This is a genomic window from Klebsiella sp. JB_Kp004 (assembly GCF_040065795.1).
GTDB lineage: Bacteria > Pseudomonadota > Gammaproteobacteria > Enterobacterales > Enterobacteriaceae > Klebsiella > Klebsiella quasipneumoniae.
Genome location: NZ_JBEAKW010000042.1, coordinates 65,537 through 91,269, shown reverse-complemented (window position 1 = coordinate 91,269; position 25,733 = coordinate 65,537). Strand labels below are relative to the sequence as shown.

Sequence of the window (25,733 nt, the reverse complement as noted above, 5' to 3'; positions counted from 1 at the left end):
TAGAATTAGACCAGCGCTAAATGCTTCACAACAAGGAATGCAAATGAAGAAATTGCTCCCCATTCTTATCGGCCTGAGCCTGACCGGGTTCAGCGCCATGAGCCAGGCGGAAAACCTGCTTCAGGTTTACCAGCAGGCGCGCATCAGCAACCCCGATCTGCGTAAATCGGCAGCCGATCGTGACGCCGCGTTCGAAAAGATCAACGAAGCGCGCAGTCCATTACTGCCTCAGCTCGGGCTGGGAGCGGATTATACCTATACCAGCGGCTTCCGTGATTATAAAGACCAGAATTCTAACGTCACCAGCGGCTCGCTGCAGTTAACGCAGGTTCTGTTTGATATGTCGAAATGGCGCGCCCTGACGCTGCAGGAAAAAACGGCAGGCATTCAGGATGTCACGTATCAGACCGATCAGCAAACGCTGATTCTGAATACCGCGACGGCCTATTTCAAAGTGCTGGCCGCCATCGACACGCTCTCTTATACCGAAGCGCAGAAACAGGCTATTTACCGCCAGTTGGATCAAACCACCCAGCGCTTTAACGTCGGTCTGGTGGCGATCACCGACGTGCAGAACGCCCGTTCACAATACGACGCCGTGCTGGCGAACGAAGTGACCGCGCGTAACGATCTCGACAACGCCGTGGAAGAGCTGCGCCAGGTTACCGGCAACTACTACCCGGAGCTGGCCTCCCTGAACGTAGACGGCTTCAAAACCAGCAAACCGCAGGCGGTGAACGCCCTGCTGAAGGAAGCCGAGAACCGCAACCTGTCGCTGCTGCAGGCGCGTCTGAGCCAGGATCTGGCCCGCGAGCAGATTCGCCAGGCGCAGGACGGCCATTTGCCGACCCTGGATTTGAACGCCTCGTCGGGCGTTTCCAACAACCGCTACAGCGGCTCAAACAGCATCGCGCAAGATGCTGATATCGGTCAGAACAAAATCGGCCTGAGCTTCTCCATGCCGCTGTATCAGGGCGGGATGGTTAACTCGCAGGTTAAACAGGCGCAGTACAACTTCGTCGGCGCCAGCGAGCAGCTGGAAAGCGCTCACCGCAGCGTGGTCCAGACCGTGCGTTCTTCGTTTAACAACGTGAATGCCTCTATCAGCAGCATCAACGCCTACAAACAGGCGGTGGTCTCTGCGCAAAGCTCCCTGGATGCGATGGAAGCTGGCTACTCGGTGGGTACCCGTACTATCGTTGACGTCCTCGACGCCACCACCACGCTGTATAACGCCAAACAGCAGCTCTCGAATGCGCGCTACAACTACCTGATCAACGAGCTGAACATCAAGTCGGCGTTAGGTACGCTGAACGAGCAGGATCTGGTCGCCCTGAACAACACCTTGGGCAAACCGATCTCCACCTCCGCGGACAGCGTCGCGCCGGAAAATCCGCAGCAGGATGCCACTGCCGACGGTTACGGCAACACGACCGCGGCCGTGAAGCCGGCGTCTGCACGGACGACGACCCAAAGCAGCGGCAGCAATCCGTTCCGTCAGTAATTCTCATACTGTGACGCGCATCGCCTGTCCGCCGGACAGGCGATGCGTTAAACGTAAGGCAACGTAAAGATCCCCCGCTTAGCGCCCCTCTTCGCTTCATTTTCCACCACTCATCCTCTATCCTGAGCGTTAACACACGCCATACCACTGGGTCCTGGAAGACAAATATGAAACGGACAAAAAATATTAATCATTCGTCGTTCCGCAAAAGCTGGAGCGCACGCCACCTGACGCCGGTCGCCCTGGCCGTCACCGCGGTCTTTATGCTTGCCGGTTGTGAAAAAAGCGACGAAACGGTCTCGCTGTACCAGAACGCCGATGACTGCTCCGCCGCCAACCCGGGCAAAGCAGCCGAATGCACCACGGCCTACACCAACGCGGTAAAAGAGGCAGAGCGCACCGCGCCGAAATATGCCACCCGCGAAGACTGCGTCGCCGAGTTTGGCGAAGGCCAGTGCCAGCAAACGCCTGCCCAGGCGGGCGTCGCCCCGGAAAACCAGGCGCAGGCGCAAAGCAGCGGCAGCTTCTGGATGCCGCTGATGGCCGGCTACATGATGGGCCGCCTGATGGGCGGCGGCATGGCGCAACAGCAGCCGCTGTTCAGCTCCAAAAACCCGGCCAGCCCGGCCTACGGTCAGTACACTGACGCCAGCGGCAAGAGCTATGGCGCCGCCCAGCCGGGCCGCACCATGAACGTGCCGAAAACCGCGATGGCGCCGAAGCCAGCGACCACCACCACCGTCACCCGCGGGGGCTTCGGCGAGTCGGTGGCGAAGCAGTCGACCATGCAGCGTAGCGCCGCAGGCTCCACCTCCTCTTCTCGCTCAATGGGCGGCTAAGCAACATGGAAAGAGTCAGCATTACCGAGCGCCCGGACTGGCGCGAGAAAGCGACCGAATACGGCTTCAACTTCCACACCATGTACGGCGAGCCCTACTGGAGCGAAGAGGCTTATTACAAGCTGACCCTCGCCCAGGTGGAAAAGCTGGAGGAGGTCACCGCCGAGCTGCATCAGATGTGTCTTCAGGTGGTGGAAAAAGTGATCGCCAGCGATGAGCTGATGGCCAAATTCCGCATCCCTAAACACACCTGGGGCTTTGTGCGCCAGTCGTGGAAAACCAACCAGCCGTCACTCTACTCACGTCTCGACCTGGCCTGGGATGGCGTCGGCGAGCCGAAGCTGCTGGAGAACAATGCCGACACGCCAACCTCGCTGTATGAAGCAGCCTTCTTCCAGTGGATCTGGCTGGAAGACCAGCTCAACGCCGGCAAGCTGCCGGCGGGCAGCGATCAGTTCAACAGCCTGCAGGAAAAGCTAATCGATCGCTTCGGTGAGCTGCGCGAGCAGTTTGGCTTCCAGCTGCTGCATATGGCCTGCTGCCGCGATACCGTTGAAGATCGCGGCACCGTGCAATATCTGCAGGACTGCGCCGCCGAGGCGGGGCTGGCAACGGAATTCCTCTACATCGAAGATATTGGTCTGGGTGAAAAAGGCCAGTTTACCGATCTCCAGGATCAGGTGATTGGCAACCTGTTCAAGCTCTATCCGTGGGAGTTTATGCTGCGGGAGATGTTTTCCACCAAGCTGGAAGACGCCGGCGTCCGCTGGCTGGAGCCGGCGTGGAAGAGCATCATCTCCAACAAAGCGCTGCTGCCGATGCTGTGGGAAATGTTCCCTAATCATCCGAATCTGCTGGCGGCTTACTTCAGCGAAGATGCCCATCCGGAGATGGAGAAGTACGTCATTAAGCCAATCTTCTCCCGCGAAGGCGCCAACGTGTCGATCGTTGAGAATGGCAAAGTTTTGGAAGCCGTGGAAGGCCCGTACGGAGAAGAAGGCACAATCGTGCAGGAATTTTACCCGCTGCCGAAGTTTGGTGACAGCTACACGCTGATTGGCAGCTGGCTCATCAACGATCAGCCCGCCGGGATCGGCATTCGTGAAGACCGGGCGCTGATTACCCAGGATCTGTCGCGCTTCTATCCGCACATTTTCGTCGAATAATTTCGTCGAATAATGTCGCGCTCCGGCGACGATACCGCCGCCGGAGCACAATCTATCAGGCGCCAACCACCACCGACAGCATACTCAACGAGCCCATCTCGATGCCATCGACCGGGGTCGAAATCGCCTCAACGCCATCCCACGCCCCCAGGACGTATAACAGCGGCAGGAAATGCTCCGCCGTTGGGTTGGAGAGCGAACCCCCTTCATGTGCCAGGTAGTTAACCAGCGGGTGCTGATCGTCCGGGCCCTGCCACTGCAAATTCGCCTTCACGTAGTTGTTGAAGGACTCCGCCCACGGATACGGCGTGTTCTCGCCATGCCAGCGGGCGGTACGCAGGTTATGCACCACGTTGCCGCTGGCCACCAGCATAATGCCTTCATCACGCAGCGAGGCCAGCTTCCGCCCCATTTCGAGATGCCAGGCCGGCGGTTTGGTGCTGTCGATGCTCAGCTGAACCATCGGGATATCCGCCTGCGGATACATCTTAATCAGCACGCCCCATGAACCATGGTCAAATCCCCAGGCTTCTTTATCGAGGGTAACCGGCACCGGCGAGAGCAACTCCACCAGTCGTTGCGCCAGCGCCGGGGAACCCGGAGCCGGGTAATGGGTGTCATACAGCGCCTGCGGGAAGCCGCCGAAGTCGTGAATGGTCTTCGGGGCCTCCATCGCCGTCACGCCCGTACCGCGCGTGAACCAGTGCGCAGAGACCACCACGATCGCTTTCGGACGCGGCAGGGTTTCGCCCAGGTGAGCCCAGGCGCGGGTATAGCGATTGTCTTCCAGCACGTTCATTGGGCTGCCATGGCCGAGGAACAACGCGGGCATTCGGGTACGGGACATGATGATATCCTTAGGGTGTCAATGTGATGTGCTCACATTACGCGCTTTTGCGCCAGGATAAACTCAGATAACCATGATGATGATCGTCAGAAAATTTGAATGTAATTCGCGGTAAAGGGAGCTGTCCCGTACGCGCATCCTCAGGCAATATACTCGTATGCACTTATTTTCGCAGGGAGAGAAGCGATGTCATCACCCTTAATATTGACGCTGTTAGCCGGTAGCGCAACCTTTATTGGCGCCATATTCGGCGTGATTGGCCAGAAACCCTCTAACCGCCTGCTTGGCTTCTCCCTCGGCTTTGCCGCCGGGATCATGCTGTTGATTTCGTTGATGGAAATGCTGCCTGCCGCGCTGGCCGCCGAGGGCATGTCGCCGCTGCTCGGCTACGGAATGTTTGTTGTCGGCCTGCTGGGCTACTTTGGTCTCGATCGCCTGCTGCCGCACGCCCACCCGCAGGATCTGATGCCGCCCGCCGCGCCGCGGCCGCGCAATTTACGCCGCACCGCCATTTTGCTGACGCTGGGTATCAGCCTGCATAATTTTCCGGAAGGCATCGCCACCTATGTCACGGCCAGCAACAACCTCGAGCTTGGCATGGGAGTGGCGCTTGCCGTCGCCCTGCACAATATTCCTGAAGGTCTGGCGGTTGCCGGGCCGGTATATGCCGCTACCGGATCGCGCAGCAAGGCGGTGCTCTGGGCCGGTCTTTCCGGCATGGCGGAGATTTTAGGCGGCGTGCTGGCGTGGCTGATTCTGGGCAGTCTGGTCTCGCCGCTGGTCATGGGCGCGATCATGGCCGCCGTCGCCGGGATTATGGTGGCGCTGTCGGTCGATGAACTGATGCCGCTGGCAAAAGAGATCGATCCGCAAAGCAACCCGAGCTATGGCGTCCTGTGCGGGATGTCGGTGATGGGGCTGAGCCTGGTGGTGCTCCAGACGATGGGCATCGGTTAAGGCGCAGAAACAATACAGCCCACTAAAAAGTGGGCTGTTTTCACTGGCGTTGTCAGCCGCTGATTAGCTGGCTTTACGCTCATGTTCGCGACGATAGGCCACCAGATCTTCAATCGTGACCACTGCCATATTGTGCTGCTGAGCGAACTTGATGCACTCCGGCGCGCGGGCCATAGTGCCATCGTCATTGGTCAGCTCGCACAGCACGCCTGCCGGTTTGAAGCCGGCGAGGGTCACGAGGTCGATAGTGGCTTCGGTGTGGCCGCCGCGGGTCAGTACGCCGCCCGGCTGCGCCCGCAGCGGGAAAACGTGGCCAGGACGGTTGAGATCGGAAGGTTTCGCGCCGTCGGCAATCGCCGCGCGGACGGTGGTCACGCGGTCGGCAGCGGAAACGCCGGTGGTCACGCCTTCGGCCGCTTCGATGGTCACGGTAAAGCCGGTGCCGTAGGCGCTGGTGTTGTTCTCCACCATCATCGGCAGATCCAGCTGTTTACGGCGATCTTCGGTCAGGCACAGGCACACAATGCCGCTGCCGTGACGAATGGTCAGCGCCATCTGCTCTACGGTCATGGTTTCGGCGGCGAAAATCATATCGCCTTCGTTTTCACGGTCTTCATCGTCAAGCACCATCACGCCGCGGCCTTCGCGCAGGGCGTTTAAAGCGTGTTCCACACGTTCAAAAGCGGTACCAAAAGAAGAAAGGAGCGTCTGATTCATGGTAAAAAAACCTCATTAAAATTATGGTTACCAGAATCAGGGCAGTCTTAGGAGCGCCGGTTTAGCGGCAAAAGTCAACGCGAGCGGGCCTGGGCCCGACTGTGCCGTTACTCTCTCCCATCCGGACTTTAACCGTCGGCCCCGGAATTACACCGGATCTGCTGACCTTCCCGTAGTCACGGGAAGCGCTCGCGGGCTTTCAACGCCATGGTTGATTTACCGCCGGTGGGGAATTTCGCCCCGCCCTGAGAATAAGCGAGATAACTATAACGCTATTGACTATCCTCGGCAATGCATAAGCTTCAAACATTTCTGGTTTATAGGCGGCCTGGTTCGCACTACAATGATCAATCATCCGACCCGAGCAGGAAACCACCATGATTGACCCGAAAAAAATTGAACAAATCGCCCGCCAGGTCCATGAGTCGATGCCAAAAGGACTTCGCGATCTGGGTGAGGATGTTGAGAAGAAAATCCGCCAGGCGCTGCAGTCGCAGCTGACCCGCCTGGATCTGGTTAGCCGCGAAGAGTTTGATGTGCAGACTCAGGTTCTGCTGCGGACCCGCGAAAAACTGGCGCTGCTGGAACAGCGCCTGAATGACCTTGAAAACCGCCCGGCGACGACGCCTGGCAGCGAAGAGCAGCAGTAAAAAAACGGGCCCTCAGGGGCCCGTTTGCGTTGGCTTAGTGTGCGGCTTCCGCCGGGCTGTTCACCTGACGACAGTACAGTTCATAGCGCTGGCAAAACCATTCACGATGTTCTTCATCCATATTGCCGACGATGGCCTGAAGATCAACTGGCTGGCCCTGGGCGTGCATTCTGGCGAAACTCCGCGCCAAAAAATCAAAATTCTTCATTGAATACATATCGTTATGGTTCATGCGCATACTCCTTCAGCGGTGGATGTTCTGATCAGTCATATGCTTTTTACTCACTTCAGTATTTACGCTTACCTTAACGCCATTTGTACGAAAAATGCGCTCAATGTGATTATTTATTGCGCCAAATCATTTTCCACATCATTAAATAAAAACGGCCCGCGATATCGCTATCGCAGGCCGTGATGCCGCACCGTTCTGGTGGGTGAATAGCGAAACGGTTATTTTTCGCTATCTTTTTGTATTTTCTTAATAATGTTGGTGGTTGAGCACCCATCTTCAAAGTTGAGCACCAGCACTTCGCCACCGTTCGCCCAGACCTCTTCACTGCCGGCGATCTGTTCCGGTTTGTAGTCGCCACCTTTGACCAGCAGATCCGGCAGGATCCCGGCAATCAGGCGCTGCGGTGTATCTTCTTCGAAGGAGACCACCCAGTCGACCGCCTCCAGCGCCCCCAGCACGATCATCCGCTGCTCCAGCGGGTTAACCGGGCGGGTTTCGCCTTTCAGACGTTTGGTGGAGGCATCGCTGTTGACCGCCACGATCAGACGGTCGCCCAGTTTGCGCGCATTCGCCAGATAGGAGACATGGCCGGCGTGCAGAATGTCGAAGACGCCGTTGGTCATAACCACTTTCTCGCCGCGCTTGCGCGCTGCCGCAACCGCCTGTTTGAGTTCCTCTTCGCTCATCACGCCGAAGCCAGTCTCAGCCCGGCCGCGAACCGCATTTTCCAGCTCGACAGGAGAAACGGTGGAGGTCCCCAGCTTGCCAACCACCACGCCCGCCGCGGCGTTGGCGAAATAGCAGGCCTCTTCCAGGGTATTGCCGGAGGCCAGGGTCGCCGCCAGCACGCCAATCACCGTGTCGCCGGCGCCGGTGACATCGTACACTTCCTGGGCCTGGGTCGGCATATGCAGCGGCGGACGCCCCGGCTGCAGCAGCGTCATCCCCTGCTCAGAGCGCGTCACCAGCAGCGCTGACAGTTCGAATTCGGCGATGAGCTTCATGCCGCGCTCAACGATCTCCGCTTCATTCTGGCACTTGCCCACCACCGCTTCAAACTCAGAGAGGTTCGGCGTGAGCAGCGTTGCGCCGCGATAGCGTTCGAAATCGGTACCTTTCGGATCGATCAGCACCGGCACGCCTGCTTCACGGGCGAGCTTGATCATCGTCTGGACGCTGGTCAGCGCCCCTTTAGCGTAGTCCGAGAGAACCAGCGCGCCAATCGAGCCCAGCGCCTGCTGAATGCGCTCGTGCATCGGCTGCGGATCAACGCCGGAAAAGCCCTCTTCAAAGTCGAGGCGGATCAGCTGCTGGTTGCGCGACAGCACCCGCAGCTTGGTGATGGTCGGGTGTGTCGGGACGGAGACAAAGTCGCACTTCACATTGACGTTGGCCAGCGCCTGGCTCAGCGCGCGGGCGGCGTCATCAATCCCGGTCAATCCCACCAGGCGCGACGTCGCCCCCAGGGAGGCGATGTTCATCGCTACGTTTGCCGCGCCGCCAGGACGTTCTTCGATATTTTCCACCTTCACCACCGGCACCGGGGCTTCCGGGGAAATACGACTGGTGGGGCCGTACCAGTAGCGGTCCAGCATCACATCACCCACCACCAACACTCCTGCACGTTCAAACTCCGGCAGCGTTACTTTCATGACTCTCTCCTGCGAGACGCAAACTTTGCGCGCGATAATAGCACACCCGATTTTATAGTTAAGCCATCAGCCACTTCTGCCAGCTGGCGCTGACCTGCTCACGCTCCCGGCTGAATGCCTCTGGCACCACGTGTCCCGGCAGCTCCTGCAGGGCCAGGTGATGGAGCGCATCACGCAAGGTGGTGTACGCGTGCGTTAAGGCTCGCGCTTCCTCCTCGTCCATGATGTCGTTCTGCGCCAGCAGCTCGAGAATACGCACGTTATCAGACCAGCGGGTCAACTTCGGCTTGTCGCTGGCATAGCGTAGGACCAGATACTGGGTAATAAATTCAATATCCGTGATCCCACCGGCATCGGCTTTGATATCAAAACGATCGGCATGTTTATTGCCGAGGTGGGCGCGCATCTTCTCACGCATCTCGCGAACTTCGGTCTGCAGGGTCGCGCCATCCCGCGCGGTGGTCAGGATATCGCGACGAATGGCGTCAAATCGCGCCTGCAGCGCCGGGTCGCCATAGACCACGCGAGCGCGCACCAGCGCCTGATGCTCCCATGTCCAGGCTTCGTTCTGCTGATAGTCGGCAAACGCGTCGGCGGTGGTGACCAGCATCCCCGCCGCGCCGGAAGGGCGCAGCCGGGCGTCAACTTCGTAGAGAATACCGGACGAGGTGCGGGTGCTGAACAGATGCATGATCCGCTGAGCCAGCCGCAGGTAGAACTGACGGCCGTCGATCTCCCGCTCGCCGTCGGTCATCACCTCCGCCGGGCAGTCATGGAGGAACACCAGGTCGAGATCGGAACTGTAGCCCAGCTCCCAGCCGCCGAGCTTGCCGTAGCCGACGACGGCGAAGCCGCGCCCCTGGCGATCGTGCAGGTGGGTCGGCTGGCCGTAGCGGGCCACCATCTGTCCCCATGCCTGCTGCACCACCGCGTCGAGGATCGCTTCGGCAAGCCAGGTTAAGTGATCGCTGACCTTCATCACCGGCAGCGTGCCGGCGATATCCGCCGCGGCGATATGCAGCTGCTGCGCCTGCTTGAACTGGCGCAATGCCTCCAGCTGCTGCTCTTCATCCTCTTCCGGCACGCGCAGCAGATACTGGCGCAGCTCGTCGCGATAGGCATCGGTCGCCGTCGGCTGATAGAGGGTGTTGGGATCCAGCAGTTCATCAAGCAGCAGCGGGTGGCGCGCCAGCTGGCTGGCGACCATCGGCGACGCCGCGCAGAGCGTAATCAGGTGCTTCAGCGCGCCGGGGAATTCGCTCAATAGCTCAAGATAGGTGGTGCGAGTGACGATCCCGGTCAACAGCGGCGTGATCCGCGCCAGAGGCAGAGGCGCATCGGCGCGCGAGCAGATTTCGCTCAGCAGATGCGGCATCAGTTGATCCAGCACCTGGCGGCCTCGCGGGCCGATGGTGCGCCGATCCAGCTCTTTACGGAAATCAGCAATCAGCGCCAGCACGCTGCGGCGGTCGGCGTCGTTTAAATGCGCCAGCGCCGGGCTGGCGTCATCTTCTTCCAGCGCATCCTGCCACAGTTCGCGCCAGTACTCAGCCAGCTGCTCATCCGGCGACTGGGCCTCATCATCGCCGATCAGCTCATTAAACACCCGCCGCACGCTGGCCATATGGCTCGCCAGCTGCGCGCTCAGCGTCTCCCAGTCGTCGGTATGCATCCCCCACGCCAGCCTGGCGCGGTTCAGTTCATCCTGCGGCAGAGTCTGAGTCTGCTCATCGTTGATGCTCTGCAGCAGGTTTTCCAGCCGGCGCAGGAACAGATAGGCCGCGCGCAGCCGCGCCGCGTCGCCTTCCGGCAGCAGATGCAGCTCATCAATCGCCGCCAGCGTCGGCAGCAGCGCCCGCTGCTGCAGCGCAGGTTCGCGACCGCCGCGGATCAGCTGAAAGACCTGCACGATAAACTCAATTTCACGGATCCCGCCGGCGCCGAGCTTGATGTTGTCTTTCAGCCCGCGACGCCGCACTTCGCGAGCGATCATGCCTTTCATGTTACGCAGCGACTGGATCACGCTGAAGTCGATATAGCGGCGGAAGACGAAGGGGCGAAGCATCGCGCGCAGCTCGCTGGCGTAGGCGTCGTCGTTATCGCCCATGATCCGCGCTTTCACCATCGCGTAGCGTTCCCAGTCCCGGCCCTGCTCCTGGTAATAATCCTCCAGCGCCGCAAAGCTGAGCACCAGCGGCCCACTGTCGCCAAACGGCCGCAGACGCATGTCCACCCGATAAACAAAGCCGTCCTGCGTCGGCTGGTCGAGCGCCTTGATAAGCCGCTGCCCCAGGCGGGTAAAGAACTGGGCGTTATCCAGCTCGCGGCGGCCGCCGCGGGTGGCGCCATGCTCGGGCCAGGCAAAAATCAGATCGATATCGGAAGAGAAGTTCAGCTCGCCGCCGCCCAGCTTTCCCATCCCGAGGATCAGCAGCGGCTGCGGCTGGCCCTCGGCATTGCAGGGCGTTCCCCACTCTTTACAGCAGGCGGCGTACAGCCAGTCGCGGGCGGCGACAATCAGGGTCTCCGCCAGGACGCTCAACTGCTGCAGCGTCTCTTCTTCGCTTACCAGCGACAGCGCCTGCGCCCAGGCGATGCGGACCATCATATGACGGCGGAAAAGACGCAGCTCTCGCATCAACCCCGCTTCGTCAGCCACCGCCTGCAGGCGTTCCTGCAGCCAGGTCTCATAATGCCGCCACTCTTCCGCCTCCGGTGAAGACTGGGCAAGCTCGTTCAGCCAGCCTGGCTGGGCGATCACACTCTGTTCGACAAAATCACTGAACGCCATCACCGACCTGGCCTGCGGGCTCAGTTCGGCGACGGGGAAATCCGCTGGCAGGCGGTCAGCGACCGTCTGCCAGTGCTGCTGTAACTGCGAAGAAAGCGGCATCATAGGGGCTCCCTGGCCTGTAATTATCGTTTTCCACTATGCAGCCAGAACGGCTCGGCAGCCAGCGCCTGGCGACGGAAATATTCAAAGACGCTGCGGTCGTCATGCTCTATCGCACGCTGTAGTTCCTGCCAGTTCTCCAGCCACGGCGCGACGGCGTCGCCATAGGCGCCCGCCAGCAACTGGACGCTGTCGATGTCGCGCGCCAGCTTCGGCAGCTGGTCGGCGGCATCCTCCACCGCCAGGTGCTGCACGGCGCCGCGCAGCTCAGCCGCCGCCCGGGAAAGGTGAATATCGGCAAACCGTTTGAACGATCCGGCTATTTTTTTCTCTCCCGCCTCGTTGAGGAACGGACGCCAGCCGCGCTGGACCAGCCATTCGGTCAGCGCCAGTTTGGCGGCGACGACCTCGGTGCGGAATAACGCCTCATCGGCGGTGTCCGCGGCCAGCAGCGCCGCTTCGGCGTCGTTCAGCAACGCGCGGAGGTGGGTGGTCGCCTTCCGCGGTACGATGCCGCCGAACAGCACCAGCGCATGGCGCACGCGGGCTATCGCCAGCAGGATTTCCGCTTTGGCTTTCGCGTTGCCGCGCAGCCAGACCTCATCGTGATACAGCCAGTGCGCCAGGGCGCTCTCCAGCGCCGCCTCCAGCCCCTGCTCCACGCTGGCCTTCGCCGCCACCGGCAGCACCGCCAGCCGGGTTACCGGGCGCTCGTCGTTGCCTTGCGCCAGATGATACCCGCGCGCGGCTTTGCTCAGGCTCCCCTGACGCAGGACGCCGCTCTCCAGCAAACGCTGCGCGAGGCGCAGCAGATCGGCGGTCTCCCCGGCGAGCAGCTCCAGCTCCAGCTCGCAGATCGGCTCCTGATGCTCGCCCGCCTTCACTTCGCCGCGATCGAGGGCAATCTCAATTTCACTCTTTCCTTCCTGGATCACCCAGCGTTCACGGGCAAAGTCGGTGCTGAACAGCGGTTGCACATGCTCCGCCAGCGCGGCTGGAAGTTCCCCTTGCGGCCAGACCTCCGCCGGCAGGCGCTCAAGCGCCAGCTCCGGTTTATCCAGTGGAATATTGTATTCCGGGCGCTGGTGCAGGCCGCCCACCACCCGACCGGCGATTTTCAGCGTCATCTCATAACGCCCCTGGTCGCCGCGGATGCGCAGCCCCATGTCGTGACGACGCAGCCAGTTATCGGCGGTTTCATAGTAAATGTTCAGCAACTGGCCCGCGGGCGTATGTTTCGCCTCGAGCGCATTGAGCTGCTCGCGCAGCGTCTCTACCCCATCCTGAGCGACGATAAACTTAAGTTCGATTTCTTGAGCCATGACTGAATTCTTCCGCTTCTGTGCTGCGCCGACAAATTGCGGCGAACTTACGACGATATTTTTTGTCAGTAGATAGTATTTTGCGGCGAATCGCCATGCAACGCGCTTTTTGCCGGGCCACCTCCTGGATGATTCCGATTGTGGTGGAAAACTTTGCGTCGCTCTGGCGATGCCTCTACTATCGTTCCACTTTTTATGACCAAACGATGACCTGATGCCAAAATTACGCCTGATTACTTTTACTTTGCTCGCGCTTAGCGCCGCCACGGCGGTTCACGCAGAAGAAAAGCGCTACGTTTCCGATGAGCTGAACACCTGGGTTCGCAGCGGCCCGGGCGATAATTATCGTCTGGTCGGCACCATCAACGCCGGGGAAGAAGTGTCGGTGCTGCAAACCAACGACAGCACCAGTTACGCGCAGATCCGCGACGCGAATGGGCGTACCGCCTGGATCCCGCTGAAAGAGCTGAGCAACGAGCCCAGCCTGCGCACCCGCGTCCCGGATCTGGAAAACCAGGTCAAAACGCTGACCGATAAGCTGAATAATATCGACGCCACCTGGAACCAGCGCACGGCGGATATGCAGAAGAAAGTCGCCGGCAGCGACAGCGTGATCAACGCGTTGAAAGACGAGAACCAAAAGTTGAAAAACGAGCTGGTTGTCGCGCAGAAGAAGGTGAATGCGGCGAATCTGCAGCTTGATGATAAACAGCGCACCATTATCATGCAGTGGTTTATGTACGGCGGCGGCGTGCTGGGCGTCGGTTTGCTGCTGGGTCTGGTGCTGCCGCATCTGGTGCCAAGCCGCAAACGTAAAGACCGGTGGATGAACTAATTCGTCTTCTCTGCCAGACTTACGTATCATCTTGCGAAAAACAGATACGGGAGAATCAGGCGTGAAGAGTTATCTGGTCGGTGGTGCGGTGCGCGACGCGCTGTTAGGACTGCCGGTCAAAGACCGAGACTGGGTGGTGGTGGGCGCCACCCCGCAACAGATGCTTGACGCGGGCTATCAGCAGGTAGGCCGCGACTTTCCCGTGTTTCTTCATCCGCAAAGCCGGGAAGAGTATGCCCTGGCCCGCACCGAGCGCAAATCCGGCGCAGGCTATACCGGTTTTACCTGCTATGCCGCCCCGGACGTCACTCTTGAGGCGGATCTGCTACGCCGCGACCTGACGGTCAACGCCCTCGCCCAGGATGCCGACGGCACGATTATCGACCCCTACGGCGGACAAAACGATCTCCGCCAGCGCCTGCTGCGCCATGTCTCTCCCGCCTTTAGCGAAGACCCGCTGCGCGTGCTGCGCGTGGCGCGCTTTGCCGCCCGCTATGCCCATCTCGGTTTTCGCATCGCCGAAGAGACCCAGACCCTGATGGCCGCCATGGTTGAGGCTGGCGAACTGGCCCATTTAACGCCGGAGCGGGTGTGGAAAGAGACGGAAAGCGCGTTGACCACCCGCAACCCGCAGGTCTTTTTCCAGACGCTGCGCGACTGCCAGGCCCTCAAGGTGCTGTTCCCGGAGATTGACGCCCTGTACGGCGTGCCGGCCCCGGCCAAATGGCACCCGGAAATCGATACCGGCCTGCACACCCTGATGACCGTCACGATGGCCGCGATGCTATCGCCGGACGTCGAGGTGCGCTTCGCCACCCTGTGCCATGACCTCGGCAAAGGGCTGACGCCGAAAGCGCTCTGGCCGCGTCACCACGGCCATGGCCCGGCGGGAGTCAAGCTGGTGGAGCAGCTCTGCGCGCGTCTGCGGGTGCCGAACGATATCCGCGATCTCGCGAAACTGGTGGCGGAGTACCATGATCTGATCCACACCCTGCCGATCCTGCAGCCAAAAACCCTCGTCAAACTTTTCGACAGCATTGACGCCTGGCGTAAACCGCAGCGCGTGCAACAGATCGCCCTCACCAGCGAAGCCGACGTCCGCGGGCGCACCGGCTTTGAGGCCAGCGATTATCCGCAGGGGCGCCTGCTGCTGGAGGCCTGGGAAGTGGCGCAGTCGGTCTCCACCAAAGAGGTGGTAGCGGCAGGATTTAAAGGGGCGGAAATTCGCGAGGAGCTGACGCGGCGGAGAATTGCGGCGGTGGCGCAGTGGAAGGAACAGCGTTGCCCCCAGCCGCAAGGCTGAGGGCGCAGGCCTTAGAAAAAGACCACGTAAACCGCTGCCGCGACGATAAAGCGGTAGATAGCGAACGGAATGAACGAGATCCGTTTGATCAGCTGCAGGAAGGTTTTAATCGCAATCAGCGCCACGATAAACGCCATCACGAAGCCGACGGCAAACATCGGAACATCGCCCATGTTGAGGAAGCCGATGCTCTTGTAGACGTCCAGCACCGTGGCGCCCATCATCATCGGTACCGCCAGCAGGAATGAGAACTCTGACGCCGCGTAGCGGCTGACGCCCATCAGCATGCCGCCGGAGATGGTCGCCCCTGAGCGGGAGAAGCCCGGCCACAGCGCCAGGCACTGGAAGCAGCCGATAACGAATGCCTGACGATAGGTCATATCGTCAATCCCGACCGCGCGCGGCTGTTTCGGCTTCAGCACTTCCGCCGCAATTAACAGCACACCGCCGACAATCAGGGCGTACATCACGTTTACCGGGTTAAACAAGGACTTAATGGTGTCGTGGAAAATAAGCCCCATCACCACCGCAGGGATCATACCGAGAAGGATATGGATAAGCGATAAGCGACCGCTGCCCTTGCCTTCATGCGCCGGCGGCTTGCCGAAATGGATGCCGATCAGGCCGAACAGGCGACGCCAGAACATCACCACCACGGCGAGTATCGAGCCTAGCTGAATAACCACTTCAAAGGTATTTGCCGTATCACCTTCAAACCCCAGCAGGTGACCAACAATAATCATATGACCGGTACTGGAAACAGGTAAAAATTCTGTTAACCCCTCAACCACACCCAATATTGCCGCCACCAGCAGCGAGTGTATATCGCTCATCCAATTAAACCCTTTAAAAAAGTAAAATGAAAAAAACCAGGAACACGGTATCGTTCAACAGGCACAACCCGGCTGCCAGAGGGCGCGCAATCCGCAGCATACACGGCGTACACAAGGATTCACCTGCCGTTCTGGTAGGAGATCGCCAGTAAAATTGCCTGATGACCGGATGCTATGACCGGTATAAACGCAATTTGTTTAACAAGTATGACCTGAAAAGTTTTGTTTCAGATTAAGGCCACGTTCAATAATCACCCCGACGTTTGCCGCGCGAGCCACGGCGCCAGGTTTGCTGACTTTAATGCGCACCCATGGCGACTGGAATGTCTCCAGCAGCAGGTCGGCCACCTCTTCCGCCACCCGCTCCACTAACGCGAATTTTCCCCCCTCAACATGCGCGATGACGCGCTCGCTGATATCAGCATAGCTAAGGCAATCGCTGACATCATCGCTGGCGGCCGCCTTGCGGTTATCCCATGCAATTTCGATATCGAACACCAGCTTCTGTTCAATAGTTTGTTCCCAGTCATAAACACCAATGGTGGTGATTACCGAAAGTTGCTCTATAAATACAATATCCATCACGCCCTGCCTGCTTTTTAGCTAAACCGGATACCACTTCCGGCGAATTATGCGTATTATCCACAGATGCAGAGAATACAACGACATTTTCAAAACGGAACAGCGTTATGAGTGCAATCGCGCCTGGACTGGTACTCCTCGCCTACCTCTGCGGCTCCATTTCCAGCGCCATTCTGGTATGTCGCCTTGCTGGCCTGCCCGACCCACGCGACAGCGGCTCAGGCAACCCCGGGGCCACTAACGTACTACGAATTGGCGGAAAAGGGGCGGCCGTAGCGGTACTTATTTTTGATGTGCTGAAGGGCATGCTGCCGGTATGGGGCGCCTGGGCGCTGGGCCTGACGCCGTTCTGGCTGGGTTTAGTGGCGATTGCCGCCTGCGTGGGCCACATCTGGCCAGTCTTCTTTCATTTCCGCGGCGGTAAAGGCGTCGCCACGGCCTTCGGCGCTATCGCCCCCATCGGTCTCGACCTGACCGGCGTGATGGCCGGGACCTGGCTGCTGACCATCCTGCTCAGCGGTTACTCTTCCCTTGGCGCTATCGTCAGCGCGCTGATCGCTCCGTTCTACGTCTGGTGGTTCAAACCACAGTACACCTTCCCGGTGTCGATGCTCTCCTGCCTGATCCTGCTGCGCCATCACGACAACATTCAGCGTCTGTGGCGCCGCCAGGAGAGCAAAATCTGGACGCGGGTGAAGAAGAAAAAAACGCCACAAGAGAAGTAATCTCCCCTCCCGGCCACGCCAGCCGGAGGGATCCCCGGTTCTATTTAGCGGTCTCACCCGCTCTTTCGCCTTACGTCACCATGATTGGCGATCATCGCCACATCCCCCTTTTGTAACAATGTGTTAGCGGTGTCCCACTGCAAAAATCACGCTAGCGACCGGCGGCGCGGCGTGACCCGCGCTGACGCCTTTTCCGCCGCGGCCAGGCAACGGTTCAGGATATTGACGGCAATGATTATCCGGGTGAATAATCCGGAGCGGTTATGCCGCTTTCCCCTCGCGCCCGATGCGACGCTCCGGGTAACAGATGACATAAGCGTTTCGTATGACCGGGATAATCTCCCGCCGATCAATACTCATTGCTGCTGTTTTATCTTGATTTTGCAGGGGCGCAACATTGCACGGCACCGTGTTACCACCACTCAAAAAAGGCTGGCAGGCCACGCTGGATCTGCGCTTTCAGCAGGCCGGCGGCAAGACCGTTCTCGCCAGCGCCCAACACGTCGGCCCGCTGACCGTCCAGCGCCCGTTTTACCCGGAAGAAGAGACCTGTCATCTCTATCTGCTTCACCCCCCCGGCGGCATCGTCGGCGGTGATGAGCTGACGATTAGCGCCCACCTTGATCCCGGCTGCCATACCCTGATAACCATGCCTGGCGCCAGCAAGTTTTACCGCAGCAGCGGCGCGCAAGCGCTTTTGCGCCAGCAGTTGACCCTCGCCCCGCAGGCGACCCTGGAGTGGCTCCCGCAGGATGCCATCTTCTTTCCCGGGGCGAACGCCCGGCTGTCCACCACCTTTCACCTTTGTGCCTCCAGCACGCTGCTGGCCTGGGATCTGCTCTGCCTTGGCCGCCCGGTGATCGGCGAAACCTTCAGCCACGGCACCCTCAGCAACCGGCTGGAAGTATGGGTGGACGATGAGCCGCTGCTGGTCGAGCGCCTGCACCTGCAGGAGGGAGAGCTGTCCAGCGTCGCCGGACGCCCCTGGGTCGGCACGCTGCTGTGCTATCCGGCAACCGATGCCCTGCTCGACGGGGTGCGCGACGCGCTGGCGCCGCTCGGCCTCTACGCCGGCGCCAGCCTGACCGACCGCCTGCTGACGGTGCGCTTCCTCAGTGACGATAATCTGGTTTGCCAGCAGGTGATGCGCGACGTCTGGCAGTTTCTGCGCCCTCATCTCACCGGCAAATCCCCCGTACTTCCCCGAATCTGGCTGACTTAAGAGAACGTTATGGAACTGACCCCCCGAGAAAAAGACAAGCTGTTGCTGTTTACCGCCGCGCTGGTGGCGGAACGCCGCCTGGCCCGCGGCCTGAAGCTCAACTATCCGGAGTCCGTGGCCCTGATCAGCGCCTTTATTATGGAAGGCGCCCGCGACGGCAAAAGCGTGGCCTCGCTGATGGAGGAAGGCCGTCACGTCCTGACCCGCGAGCAGGTGATGGAGGGCGTCCCGGAAATGATCCCGGATATCCAGGTCGAAGCCACCTTCCCGGACGGCTCGAAGCTGGTCACCGTTCACAACCCGATTATCTGAGGTAGCGCCATGATCCCCGGTGAATATCACGTTAAGCCCGGCCAGATAGCCCTCAACACCGGCCGGGCGACCTGTCGCGTGGTCGTTGAAAACCACGGCGATCGGCCGATTCAGGTCGGTTCGCACTACCATTTCGCCGAGGTCAACCCGGCGCTGAAGTTCAACCGTCAGCAGGCCACCGGCTATCGCCTGAATATCCCGGCCGGCACGGCGGTACGCTTTGAACCTGGCCAGAAACGCGAGGTTGAGCTGGTGGCCTTCGCCGGTCACCGCGCCGTTTTCGGCTTCCGCGGCAAGGTCATGGGCCCTCTGGAGGCAAACGATGAGTAATATTTCACGCCAGGCCTATGCCGACATGTTCGGCCCCACCATCGGCGACAAGGTGCGCCTGGCCGATACCGAGCTGTGGATAGAGGTCGAGGACGATTTGACCACCTACGGGGAAGAGGTCAAATTCGGCGGCGGCAAAGTGATCCGCGACGGGATGGGTCAGGGACAGATGCTGGCCGCCGACTGTGTCGACCTGGTGCTCACCAATGCGCTGATCGTCGATCACTGGGGGATCGTTAAGGCCGATATCGGTGTGAAGGACGGTCGGATCTTCGCCATCGGCAAAGCCGGCAACCCCGACATCCAGCCCAACGTCACCATCCCCATCGGCGCCGCGACGGAAGTCATTGCCGCCGAAGGAAAAATCGTCACCGCCGGCGGGATCGATACCCATATTCACTGGATCTGTCCGCAGCAGGCGGAAGAGGCGCTGGTCTCCGGCGTGACCACCATGGTCGGCGGCGGCACCGGCCCGGCGGCGGGTACCCATGCCACCACCTGCACCCCGGGGCCATGGTATATCTCACGCATGCTGCAGGCGGCCGACAGCCTGCCGGTCAATATCGGCCTGCTGGGCAAGGGCAACGTTTCTCAGCCGGACGCTCTGCGCGAGCAGGTGGCGGCGGGCGTTATTGGCCTGAAGATCCATGAGGACTGGGGCGCCACCCCGGCGGCGATCGACTGCGCGTTAACCGTCGCCGATGAGATGGATATTCAGGTCGCGCTGCACAGCGACACGCTCAATGAGTCCGGTTTTGTGGAAGATACCCTCGCCGCCATCGGCGGGCGCACCATTCACACCTTCCATACCGAAGGGGCCGGCGGCGGCCATGCGCCGGATATCATCACCGCCTGCGCCCACCCGAACATTTTGCCGTCCTCCACCAACCCAACGCTGCCCTACACCCTTAACACCATCGATGAACATCTCGATATGCTGATGGTCTGCCACCATCTGGACCCGGACATCGCCGAGGACGTGGCCTTTGCCGAGTCGCGCATTCGCCGGGAAACCATCGCTGCGGAAGACGTGCTGCACGACCTTGGCGCCTTCTCACTCACCTCCTCGGATTCGCAGGCCATGGGCCGCGTCGGGGAAGTGGTTCTCCGCACCTGGCAGGTGGCGCACCGCATGAAGGTGCAGCGCGGAGCGCTGGCGGAGGAGACCGGGGATAACGACAACTTCCGCGTGAAGCGCTACATCGCCAAATACACCATCAACCCGGCGCTGACCCACGGCATCGCACACGAAGTCGGCTCCATTGAGGTGGGTAAGCTGGCGGACCTTGTGGTCTGGTCGCCTGCCTTCTTCGGCGTGAAACCGGCCACCGTGATCAAAGGCGGCATGATCGCCATCGCGCCGATGGGCGATATCAATGCCTCTATTCCAACCCCGCAGCCGGTGCACTACCGCCCGATGTTTGGCGCACTGGGCAGCGCCCGCCATCACTGCCGCCTCACCTTCCTGTCGCAGGCGGCGGCGGACAACGGCGTAGCCGAGCGGCTGAACCTGCGCAGCGCGATCGCCGTGGTGAAAGGCTGCCGTACGGTGCAGAAAGCCGACATGGTGCACAACAGCCTGCAGCCTAACATCACCGTCGACGCGCAGACTTATGAGGTGCGGGTGGATGGCGAACTCATCACCAGCGAGCCGGCAGAGGTTCTGCCGATGGCGCAACGTTATTTTCTGTTTTAAGGAGAGCGGATGCTTTATTTAACTCAACGTCTGGAGACCCCCGCCGCCGCGACCGCCAGCGTTACGCTGCCGATTGATGTTCGCGTCAAAAGCCGGGTAAAAGTCACCCTCAACGATGGCCGGGAAGCCGGCCTGCTGCTGCCCCGCGGGCTGCTGCTGCGCGGCGGCGATGTGCTCAGCAACGAAGACGGCACCGAATTTGTGCAGGTGATTGCCGCTGATGAAGGAGTGTCGGTGGTGCGCTGCGACGATCCGTTTATGCTGGCGAAGGCCTGCTACCACCTCGGCAATCGTCACGTACCGCTGCAGATCATGCCGGGCGAGCTGCGCTACCATCACGATCACGTGCTGGACGATATGCTGCGCCAGTTCGGCCTGACGGTGACCTTTGGCCAGCTGCCGTTCGAGCCGGAAGCCGGCGCTTACGCCAGCGAAAGCCACGGTCATCATCATGCTCATCATGACCACCACGCTCACAGCCACTAGCATGTCGACAGCGGAACAACGTCTGCGGCTGATGCAGCTGGCCAGCAGCAACCTGCCGGTAGGGGGTTACAGCTGGTCCCAGGGGCTGGAGTGGGCTGTGGAAGCCGGATGGGTGCCGGACGTCGCGGCCTTCGAGCGCTGGCAGCGACGGCAGATGACGGAAGGCTTTTTTACCGTCGACCTGCCGCTGTTCGCCCGCCTGTACCGCGCCTGCGAACAAGGCGATATCGCCGCGGCCCGGCGCTGGACGGCTTATCTGCTGGCCTGCCGGGAGACCCGTGAACTGCGGGAGGAAGAGCGCAACCGCGGCGCGGCGTTTGCCCGCCTGCTTGGCGACTGGCAGCCGGACTGTCCACCGCCGTGGCGCACGCTGTGCCAGCAAAGCCAGCTCGCCGGGATGGCCTGGCTCGGCGTGCGCTGGCGCATCGCGCTGCCCGAGATGGCCCTAAGCCTGGGCTACAGCTGGATTGAGAGCGCCGTGATGGCCGGCGTTAAGCTGGTGCCCTTCGGCCAGCAGGCCGCTCAACAGCTGATTTTACGTCTTTGCGACCACTACGCGGCGGCGATGCCCCGCGCGCTGGTCGCGCCGGACGGCGATATCGGTTCGGCCACGCCGCTCGCCGCCATCGCCTCTGCCCGGCATGAAACCCAATACTCCCGATTATTCCGTTCCTAGGAGAAGCCATGAATTCTTATAAACACCCGCTGCGCGTCGGCGTTGGCGGCCCGGTCGGCTCCGGTAAAACCGCCCTGCTGGAAGCGCTGTGCAAAGCGATGCGCGATACCTGGCAGCTGGCGGTGGTCACCAACGACATCTACACCAAAGAAGATCAGCGCATCCTCACTGAAGCGGGCGCGCTGGCGCCTGAACGCATTGTCGGGGTGGAAACCGGCGGCTGCCCGCACACGGCGATCCGTGAAGATGCCTCGATGAACCTCGCCGCGGTGGAAGCGCTGAGTGAAAAATTCGGTAACCTCGACCTTATCTTCGTGGAAAGCGGCGGCGATAACCTGAGCGCCACCTTCAGCCCGGAGCTGGCGGATCTGACCATCTATGTTATCGACGTGGCCGAAGGGGAGAAGATCCCGCGCAAAGGCGGGCCGGGGATCACCAAATCCGATTTTCTGGTGATCAATAAAACCGACCTTGCCCCCTATGTGGGCGCTTCACTGGAGGTGATGGCGAGCGATACCCAGCGTATGCGCGGCGATCGCCCATGGACCTTCACCAACCTGAAGCGTGGCGACGGCCTGAGCACCATTATTGCCTTCCTCGAAGACAAAGGCATGCTCGGCAAATAGGCCTTTTGCACCAGCCGGGCGCAAGCGCGTCCGGATGGTGCAGCTCCTGCCCTCTCTTCTGTCACTCTGCACCACCCTCCCCGCCACGCCTGCCCTGCAATATGGCATAAGGTTTGCTAATTCAAGTCATGCCTAACCATTAAGGAATGACTATGTCATCACTGGATCTCAACCCTGAATTACCCGCGACCGCGCGGACTTCCGGCTCCCGGGAAACCTTAGAAGATTACACCTTACGTTACGCCCCGCTGAGCTTCCGCCGCTGGGGACCGGGCGTCGTCGCGGTCACGGCGCTGGGCGGCATCGCCTATCTGGCGGACTTTTCCATCGGCGCCAGCATCGGTATGGCCTGGGGCACCAGCAACGCCATCTATTCGATCCTGGTGGCGGCGCTGGTGATCTTCCTCACCGGCATTCCGTTGGCGATCACCGCCGCGCGCTACAACATTGACCTTGACCTGATCACCCGCAGCGCCGGCTTCGGCTATTTCGGCTCGGTGATCACCAGCATTATTTTTGCCGGCTTCACCTTTATCTTCTTCGCCCTCGAAGGCTCGATCATGGCCCAGGGGCTGCTGGTGGGCCTCGGGATCCCGCTGTGGATGGGGTATCTGATCGCCACCCTGATGGTGCTCCCGCTGGTGGTCTATGGCATGAAAGCCCTGACCCGCCTGCAGGTGTGGACCACTCCGCTGTGGCTGGTGCTGATGGTGGTGCCGGTGGTGTGGCTGATTGTCAAAGATCCGCAGCTGGTGGACGGCTTCCTGCATTTCGCCGGTAAAAACAGCGCGTCGACGGTGGATATCACCGCCATCATGCTCGGAGCCGGGGTATGCCTGTCGCTGATCATGCAGATTGGCGAGCAAATTGATTACCTGCGCTTTATGCCGCCTAAAACCGCTGAGAACCGTAAAGCCTGGTGGCTGGCGGTCTTTTCCGCCGGCCCGGGCTGGGTGGTGCTAGGCGCGATCAAACAGATTATCGGCGCCTTCCTCGGCTTCTATCTGTTGACCCGTTTCCCGGCGGTACACAATACCGAACCGGTGCAGCAGTTCGTCAGCGTCTTCGATAACCTGGTGCCCGGCTGGCTGGCTCTGACGCTGGCGGTGGTGCTGGTGGTGATCTCGCAGATCAAAATTAACGTCACCAATGCCTATTCCGGCTCGCTGGCGTGGACCAGCGCCTGGACCCGCACCACCAAACGCTATCCGGGGCGGATTATTTTTGTGGTGGTCAACCTGGCGATTGCCCTGGCGCTGATGGAAGGCGATATGTTCAGCGCCCTGTCGTGGATCCTCGGCTTTTACTCCAACTTCGCCATCGCCTGGGTCGTGGTGGTGGCGACCGACATCACCTTTAATAAAGGCTTGCTCAAGCTGGCGCCGGCGCAGCCGGAGTATCGTCGCGGCATGATCTACAACGTTAACCCGGTGGGCGTGGTCTCCTTTGGCCTGGCCGCCGGGCTGTCGATCTGCGCCTTCTTCGGTCTGCTGGGGGCGACGCTGGCGCCGTTCTCGCCGCTGATTGCGCTGGTCGTTGCCTTTGTCATGACCCCGCTGATGGGGCTCCTCACCCGCGGGCGCTACTATATTAAGCAGGTGGATGACGGTATCGCCGAACCGCGCTATGACGCGGCGGGGAACGCCTCGACCACCGTATATCAATGCGTTAGCTGTGAGGAAGAGTACGAGCGCCCGGACGTGATGCACTCGCATAAGCATCAGGGCGCCATCTGCTCGCTGTGTAAAAGTATGGAGTAGTCAGGAAGGCAGGCCGACGTGACGTCGGCCTGTATCAGGACGCTTTAGGCGGCAGGCAGCTCGGCCAGCGGCCAGCGCGGGCGGACCGTCACGCCGAGCTCGGCTTTGGCGCCGGTTTGCAGACGCACCATGCCGGCGTAGGCGATCATCGCGCCGTTATCGGTACAGAACTCAGGGCGGGCGTAGAACACCTCGCCGCCGCGTTTTTGCATCATCTCCGCCAGCTTCGCCCGCAGGGTGCGGTTGGCGCTCACGCCTCCCGCCATCACCAGACGCTTAAAGCCGGTTTGCTCCAGCGCGCGGCGACATTTAATCATTAGCGTATCGACGACCGCATCCTCAAACGCGCGGGCGATGTCGGCGCGGGTTTGCTCATCGTCGCCATTGCTGCGAATAGTATTGGCGGCGAAGGTCTTCAGACCGGAGAAGCTGAAGTCCAGCCCCGGACGGTCGGTCATCGGACGCGGGAAGACGAAGCGGCCTTCAGTACCCTGGGACGCCATTTTCGACAGCATCGGCCCGCCGGGATAATCCAGCCCCAGCAGTTTCGCGGTTTTATCAAAGGCTTCGCCCGCCGCATCGTCAATCGACTCGCCCAGCAGCTCGTACTGGCCGATGCCGGTGACGCTGATCAGCTGAGTATGACCGCCGGAGACCAGCAGCGCGACGAACGGGAACGCTGGCGGGTTATCTTCCAGCATCGGCGCCAGCAGGTGCCCTTCCATATGGTGTACCGGAATCGCCGGCACGTTCCAGGCGAAGGCCAGCGACCGGCCCACGGTGGCGCCGACCAGCAGCGCCCCCACCAGGCCAGGACCCGCCGTATAGGCGACGGCATCGATATCTTTCGCCGTCAGACCGGCCTCTTTCAGCGCCGCCTGGATAAGCGGCACCGTTTTGCGCACGTGGTCGCGCGATGCCAGCTCCGGCACCACGCCGCCGTAGTCCGCATGCAGTTTCACCTGACTATACAGTTGGTTGGCTAACAGACCTTGCTGGTCGTCATAAATCGCGATGCCGGTTTCATCGCAGGATGTTTCAATGCCCAGTACACGCATGAGTTGTTTTACCTCGCTTCAATACCGCGCAGTGTAGGTCCAATGACCGGCGATGTAAAACTTTGCTCACCCCTGGTGCTCTCTTCGTGTATACTCCTCACCCTTATAAAAGTCCCTTTCAAAAAAGGCGCCGGTGCTTTACAAAGCAGCAGTAGTTGCAGTAAAATTCCGCACCATTTTGAAATAAGCTGGCATTGCGGCCAGCGGCAAACCGAATTAATCAAAGGTGAGAGGCACATGCCGGTAATTAAAGTACGTGAAAACGAGCCGTTCGACGTAGCTCTGCGTCGCTTCAAGCGTTCCTGCGAAAAAGCAGGTGTTCTGGCGGAAGTTCGTCGTCGTGAGTTCTATGAAAAACCGACTACCGAACGTAAGCGCGCTAAAGCTTCTGCAGTGAAACGTCACGCGAAGAAACTGGCTCGCGAAAACGCACGCCGTACTCGTCTGTACTAATCTGTTGAGAGCGACGCTCTCAATTCAGACCGAGTTGTAGTTGTAAGGCCGTGCTTC

The 25,733-nt window shown here is 60.4% G+C and carries 27 protein-coding genes, 2 pseudogenes and 1 riboswitch; of the genes and pseudogenes, 19 read left to right on the top strand and 10 right to left on the bottom strand.

The genetic code is table 11. The features are described from left to right. The first annotated feature begins 43 nt into the window (after positions 1 to 43). The 3 genes from tolC to ABLX76_RS18215 all read left to right on the top strand — a co-directional run bounded on the left by tolC (position 44) and on the right by ABLX76_RS18215 (position 3,509). Positions 44 to 1,504 carry an outer membrane channel protein TolC gene (tolC, locus tag ABLX76_RS18225; RefSeq protein ID WP_032454074.1) on the top strand — a complete coding sequence of 487 codons (1,461 nt, stop codon included), beginning with the start codon at positions 44 to 46 and terminating at the stop codon, positions 1,502 to 1,504. Between the two features lie 167 nt (positions 1,505 to 1,671). Then, a complete protein-coding gene (locus ABLX76_RS18220) occupies positions 1,672 to 2,343 on the top strand; it encodes a DUF1190 family protein (RefSeq protein ID WP_002916849.1) in 672 nt (223 codons plus the stop codon). Positions 2,344 to 2,348: 5 nt separating this feature from the next. Further along, on the top strand, positions 2,349 to 3,509 hold the full coding sequence (locus tag ABLX76_RS18215) for a glutathionylspermidine synthase family protein (RefSeq protein ID WP_023291031.1): 1,161 nt from the start codon (positions 2,349 to 2,351) through the stop codon (positions 3,507 to 3,509). Between the two features lie 55 nt (positions 3,510 to 3,564). Here ABLX76_RS18215 and ygiD read toward each other — a convergent pair whose 3' ends face one another. Next, the gene (gene ygiD, locus ABLX76_RS18210) at positions 3,565 to 4,356 is read right to left on the bottom strand and encodes a 4,5-DOPA dioxygenase extradiol (protein WP_004205244.1); all 792 of its coding nucleotides are present in this window, start codon (positions 4,354 to 4,356) and stop codon (positions 3,565 to 3,567) included. Between the two features lie 186 nt (positions 4,357 to 4,542). Between ygiD and zupT the strand changes: the two genes are divergently transcribed. After that, on the top strand, positions 4,543 to 5,313 hold the full coding sequence (gene zupT / locus ABLX76_RS18205; protein ID WP_064155330.1) for a zinc transporter ZupT: 771 nt from the start codon (positions 4,543 to 4,545) through the stop codon (positions 5,311 to 5,313). A gap of 63 nt (positions 5,314 to 5,376) precedes the next feature. On the opposite strand, the gene ribB is transcribed toward zupT, so the two are convergent. Next, positions 5,377 to 6,030 (bottom strand): 3,4-dihydroxy-2-butanone-4-phosphate synthase, encoded by a 654-nt coding sequence (gene ribB, locus ABLX76_RS18200; RefSeq protein WP_023159075.1) that lies wholly within the window; start codon positions 6,028 to 6,030, stop codon positions 5,377 to 5,379. Between the two features lie 105 nt (positions 6,031 to 6,135). Beyond that, positions 6,136 to 6,287: riboswitch (FMN riboswitch) on the bottom strand. 120 nt (positions 6,288 to 6,407) lie between these two features. On the opposite strand from ribB, the gene ABLX76_RS18195 reads away from it, so the two are divergent. Then, complete coding sequence (locus ABLX76_RS18195) at positions 6,408 to 6,680, top strand: accessory factor UbiK family protein (RefSeq protein ID WP_004174355.1); 273 nt, start codon at positions 6,408 to 6,410, stop codon at positions 6,678 to 6,680. A gap of 34 nt (positions 6,681 to 6,714) precedes the next feature. Here the strand turns inward: ABLX76_RS18195 and glgS are convergent, their stop codons facing one another. Then, entirely contained in the window at positions 6,715 to 6,912 is a 198-nt protein-coding gene (gene glgS / locus ABLX76_RS18190; RefSeq protein WP_004205248.1) for a cell surface composition regulator GlgS, read from the bottom strand. On the opposite strand from glgS, the pseudogene ABLX76_RS18185 reads away from it, so the two are divergent. Beyond that, positions 6,904 to 7,050, top strand: a pseudogene (locus ABLX76_RS18185) (hypothetical protein); the annotation flags it as partial. The gene glgS and the pseudogene ABLX76_RS18185 overlap by 9 nt on opposite strands. A gap of 80 nt (positions 7,051 to 7,130) precedes the next feature. Here the strand turns inward: ABLX76_RS18185 and hldE are convergent. The 3 genes from hldE to ABLX76_RS18170 are packed head-to-tail and all read right to left on the bottom strand — an operon-like array spanning position 7,131 to position 12,779. Further along, positions 7,131 to 8,564: a bifunctional D-glycero-beta-D-manno-heptose-7-phosphate kinase/D-glycero-beta-D-manno-heptose 1-phosphate adenylyltransferase HldE gene (hldE, locus tag ABLX76_RS18180; protein WP_023291033.1), complete on the bottom strand. Its 1,434-nt coding sequence runs from the start codon at positions 8,562 to 8,564 to the stop codon at positions 7,131 to 7,133. 58 nt (positions 8,565 to 8,622) lie between these two features. Further along, positions 8,623 to 11,460, bottom strand: coding sequence for a bifunctional [glutamate--ammonia ligase]-adenylyl-L-tyrosine phosphorylase/[glutamate--ammonia-ligase] adenylyltransferase (gene glnE, locus ABLX76_RS18175; protein ID WP_348875019.1), 2,838 nt, complete (start codon positions 11,458 to 11,460; stop codon positions 8,623 to 8,625). Positions 11,461 to 11,480: 20 nt separating this feature from the next. After that, the gene (locus ABLX76_RS18170; RefSeq protein WP_023291035.1) at positions 11,481 to 12,779 is read right to left on the bottom strand and encodes an inorganic triphosphatase; all 1,299 of its coding nucleotides are present in this window, start codon (positions 12,777 to 12,779) and stop codon (positions 11,481 to 11,483) included. A 214-nt stretch (positions 12,780 to 12,993) separates the two neighbouring features. Between ABLX76_RS18170 and ABLX76_RS18165 the strand changes: the two genes are divergently transcribed. Together ABLX76_RS18165 and ABLX76_RS18160 are read left to right on the top strand one after the other, a co-directional pair. Next, positions 12,994 to 13,614: a TIGR04211 family SH3 domain-containing protein gene (locus ABLX76_RS18165; protein WP_023291036.1), complete on the top strand. Its 621-nt coding sequence runs from the start codon at positions 12,994 to 12,996 to the stop codon at positions 13,612 to 13,614. A 61-nt stretch (positions 13,615 to 13,675) separates the two neighbouring features. Next, entirely contained in the window at positions 13,676 to 14,917 is a 1,242-nt protein-coding gene (locus tag ABLX76_RS18160; protein WP_023291037.1) for a multifunctional CCA addition/repair protein, read from the top strand. A gap of 11 nt (positions 14,918 to 14,928) precedes the next feature. Here ABLX76_RS18160 and bacA read toward each other — a convergent pair whose 3' ends face one another. Next, entirely contained in the window at positions 14,929 to 15,750 is an 822-nt protein-coding gene (gene bacA, locus ABLX76_RS18155) for an undecaprenyl-diphosphate phosphatase (protein ID WP_023291038.1), read from the bottom strand. Between the two features lie 198 nt (positions 15,751 to 15,948). Next, entirely contained in the window at positions 15,949 to 16,332 is a 384-nt protein-coding gene (gene folB, locus ABLX76_RS18150) for a bifunctional dihydroneopterin aldolase/7,8-dihydroneopterin epimerase (RefSeq protein ID WP_004150923.1), read from the bottom strand. Between the two features lie 107 nt (positions 16,333 to 16,439). Here folB and plsY point away from each other — a divergent pair, with 107 nt between their 5' ends. Together plsY and ABLX76_RS18140 are read left to right on the top strand one after the other, a co-directional pair. Beyond that, a complete protein-coding gene (gene plsY, locus ABLX76_RS18145) occupies positions 16,440 to 17,057 on the top strand; it encodes a glycerol-3-phosphate 1-O-acyltransferase PlsY (protein WP_065882648.1) in 618 nt (205 codons plus the stop codon). Between the two features lie 137 nt (positions 17,058 to 17,194). Continuing rightward, positions 17,195 to 17,308 (top strand): annotated as a pseudogene (locus tag ABLX76_RS18140) (hypothetical protein). Between the two features lie 10 nt (positions 17,309 to 17,318). Here the strand turns inward: ABLX76_RS18140 and ABLX76_RS18135 are convergent. Next, complete coding sequence (locus ABLX76_RS18135) at positions 17,319 to 17,465, bottom strand: hypothetical protein (RefSeq protein WP_032428993.1); 147 nt, start codon at positions 17,463 to 17,465, stop codon at positions 17,319 to 17,321. On the opposite strand from ABLX76_RS18135, the gene ABLX76_RS18130 reads away from it, so the two are divergent. The 8 genes from ABLX76_RS18130 (at position 17,455) to ABLX76_RS18095 (ending at position 24,165) form a co-directional block, all read left to right on the top strand. Next, complete coding sequence (locus tag ABLX76_RS18130) at positions 17,455 to 18,279, top strand: urease accessory protein UreD (protein ID WP_032454085.1); 825 nt, start codon at positions 17,455 to 17,457, stop codon at positions 18,277 to 18,279. The genes ABLX76_RS18135 and ABLX76_RS18130 overlap by 11 nt on opposite strands. 9 nt (positions 18,280 to 18,288) lie before the next feature. Then, positions 18,289 to 18,591, top strand: a complete 303-nt coding sequence (locus ABLX76_RS18125; protein WP_002916871.1) for an urease subunit gamma — start codon at positions 18,289 to 18,291, stop codon at positions 18,589 to 18,591. Between the two features lie 9 nt (positions 18,592 to 18,600). Beyond that, positions 18,601 to 18,921: an urease subunit beta gene (locus ABLX76_RS18120; protein WP_065882646.1), complete on the top strand. Its 321-nt coding sequence runs from the start codon at positions 18,601 to 18,603 to the stop codon at positions 18,919 to 18,921. Continuing rightward, positions 18,914 to 20,617, top strand: a complete 1,704-nt coding sequence (gene ureC / locus ABLX76_RS18115) for an urease subunit alpha (RefSeq protein WP_023291041.1) — start codon at positions 18,914 to 18,916, stop codon at positions 20,615 to 20,617. The genes ABLX76_RS18120 and ureC overlap by 8 nt, the downstream gene beginning before the upstream one ends. A 9-nt stretch (positions 20,618 to 20,626) precedes the next feature. Then, a complete protein-coding gene (gene ureE / locus ABLX76_RS18110; RefSeq protein WP_017899736.1) occupies positions 20,627 to 21,103 on the top strand; it encodes an urease accessory protein UreE in 477 nt (158 codons plus the stop codon). 1 nt (position 21,104) lies between these two features. Then, positions 21,105 to 21,779, top strand: coding sequence for an urease accessory protein UreF (locus ABLX76_RS18105; RefSeq protein ID WP_065882644.1), 675 nt, complete (start codon positions 21,105 to 21,107; stop codon positions 21,777 to 21,779). Between the two features lie 8 nt (positions 21,780 to 21,787). Next, complete coding sequence (gene ureG / locus ABLX76_RS18100; RefSeq protein ID WP_023291043.1) at positions 21,788 to 22,405, top strand: urease accessory protein UreG; 618 nt, start codon at positions 21,788 to 21,790, stop codon at positions 22,403 to 22,405. 152 nt (positions 22,406 to 22,557) lie between these two features. Further along, positions 22,558 to 24,165, top strand: coding sequence for a cytosine permease (locus ABLX76_RS18095; protein ID WP_101977682.1), 1,608 nt, complete (start codon positions 22,558 to 22,560; stop codon positions 24,163 to 24,165). Positions 24,166 to 24,209: 44 nt separating this feature from the next. Here ABLX76_RS18095 and tsaD read toward each other — a convergent pair whose 3' ends face one another. Then, on the bottom strand, positions 24,210 to 25,223 hold the full coding sequence (tsaD, locus tag ABLX76_RS18090; protein WP_002916879.1) for a tRNA (adenosine(37)-N6)-threonylcarbamoyltransferase complex transferase subunit TsaD: 1,014 nt from the start codon (positions 25,221 to 25,223) through the stop codon (positions 24,210 to 24,212). Positions 25,224 to 25,460: 237 nt separating this feature from the next. Here tsaD and rpsU point away from each other — a divergent pair, with 237 nt between their 5' ends. Then, positions 25,461 to 25,676: a 30S ribosomal protein S21 gene (gene rpsU, locus ABLX76_RS18085; RefSeq protein ID WP_001144069.1), complete on the top strand. Its 216-nt coding sequence runs from the start codon at positions 25,461 to 25,463 to the stop codon at positions 25,674 to 25,676. The last annotated feature ends 57 nt before the right edge of the window (positions 25,677 to 25,733 follow it).

Coding starts and splice junctions, on each gene's coding strand:
- tolC (WP_032454074.1), top strand. CDS start 44: ATGAAGAAATTGCTCCCCATTCTTATCGGCCTGAGCCTGACCGGGTTC.
- ABLX76_RS18220 (WP_002916849.1), top strand. CDS start 1,672: ATGAAACGGACAAAAAATATTAATCATTCGTCGTTCCGCAAAAGCTGG.
- ABLX76_RS18215 (WP_023291031.1), top strand. CDS start 2,349: ATGGAAAGAGTCAGCATTACCGAGCGCCCGGACTGGCGCGAGAAAGCG.
- ygiD (WP_004205244.1), bottom strand. CDS start 4,356: ATGTCCCGTACCCGAATGCCCGCGTTGTTCCTCGGCCATGGCAGCCCA.
- zupT (WP_064155330.1), top strand. CDS start 4,543: ATGTCATCACCCTTAATATTGACGCTGTTAGCCGGTAGCGCAACCTTT.
- ribB (WP_023159075.1), bottom strand. CDS start 6,030: ATGAATCAGACGCTCCTTTCTTCTTTTGGTACCGCTTTTGAACGTGTG.
- ABLX76_RS18195 (WP_004174355.1), top strand. CDS start 6,408: ATGATTGACCCGAAAAAAATTGAACAAATCGCCCGCCAGGTCCATGAG.
- glgS (WP_004205248.1), bottom strand. CDS start 6,912: ATGAACCATAACGATATGTATTCAATGAAGAATTTTGATTTTTTGGCG.
- hldE (WP_023291033.1), bottom strand. CDS start 8,564: ATGAAAGTAACGCTGCCGGAGTTTGAACGTGCAGGAGTGTTGGTGGTG.
- glnE (WP_348875019.1), bottom strand. CDS start 11,460: ATGATGCCGCTTTCTTCGCAGTTACAGCAGCACTGGCAGACGGTCGCT.
- ABLX76_RS18170 (WP_023291035.1), bottom strand. CDS start 12,779: ATGGCTCAAGAAATCGAACTTAAGTTTATCGTCGCTCAGGATGGGGTA.
- ABLX76_RS18165 (WP_023291036.1), top strand. CDS start 12,994: ATGCCAAAATTACGCCTGATTACTTTTACTTTGCTCGCGCTTAGCGCC.
- bacA (WP_023291038.1), bottom strand. CDS start 15,750: ATGAGCGATATACACTCGCTGCTGGTGGCGGCAATATTGGGTGTGGTT.
- folB (WP_004150923.1), bottom strand. CDS start 16,332: ATGGATATTGTATTTATAGAGCAACTTTCGGTAATCACCACCATTGGT.
- plsY (WP_065882648.1), top strand. CDS start 16,440: ATGAGTGCAATCGCGCCTGGACTGGTACTCCTCGCCTACCTCTGCGGC.
- ABLX76_RS18125 (WP_002916871.1), top strand. CDS start 18,289: ATGGAACTGACCCCCCGAGAAAAAGACAAGCTGTTGCTGTTTACCGCC.
- ABLX76_RS18120 (WP_065882646.1), top strand. CDS start 18,601: ATGATCCCCGGTGAATATCACGTTAAGCCCGGCCAGATAGCCCTCAAC.
- ureC (WP_023291041.1), top strand. CDS start 18,914: ATGAGTAATATTTCACGCCAGGCCTATGCCGACATGTTCGGCCCCACC.
- ureE (WP_017899736.1), top strand. CDS start 20,627: ATGCTTTATTTAACTCAACGTCTGGAGACCCCCGCCGCCGCGACCGCC.
- ABLX76_RS18105 (WP_065882644.1), top strand. CDS start 21,105: ATGTCGACAGCGGAACAACGTCTGCGGCTGATGCAGCTGGCCAGCAGC.
- ureG (WP_023291043.1), top strand. CDS start 21,788: ATGAATTCTTATAAACACCCGCTGCGCGTCGGCGTTGGCGGCCCGGTC.
- ABLX76_RS18095 (WP_101977682.1), top strand. CDS start 22,558: ATGTCATCACTGGATCTCAACCCTGAATTACCCGCGACCGCGCGGACT.
- tsaD (WP_002916879.1), bottom strand. CDS start 25,223: ATGCGTGTACTGGGCATTGAAACATCCTGCGATGAAACCGGCATCGCG.
- rpsU (WP_001144069.1), top strand. CDS start 25,461: ATGCCGGTAATTAAAGTACGTGAAAACGAGCCGTTCGACGTAGCTCTG.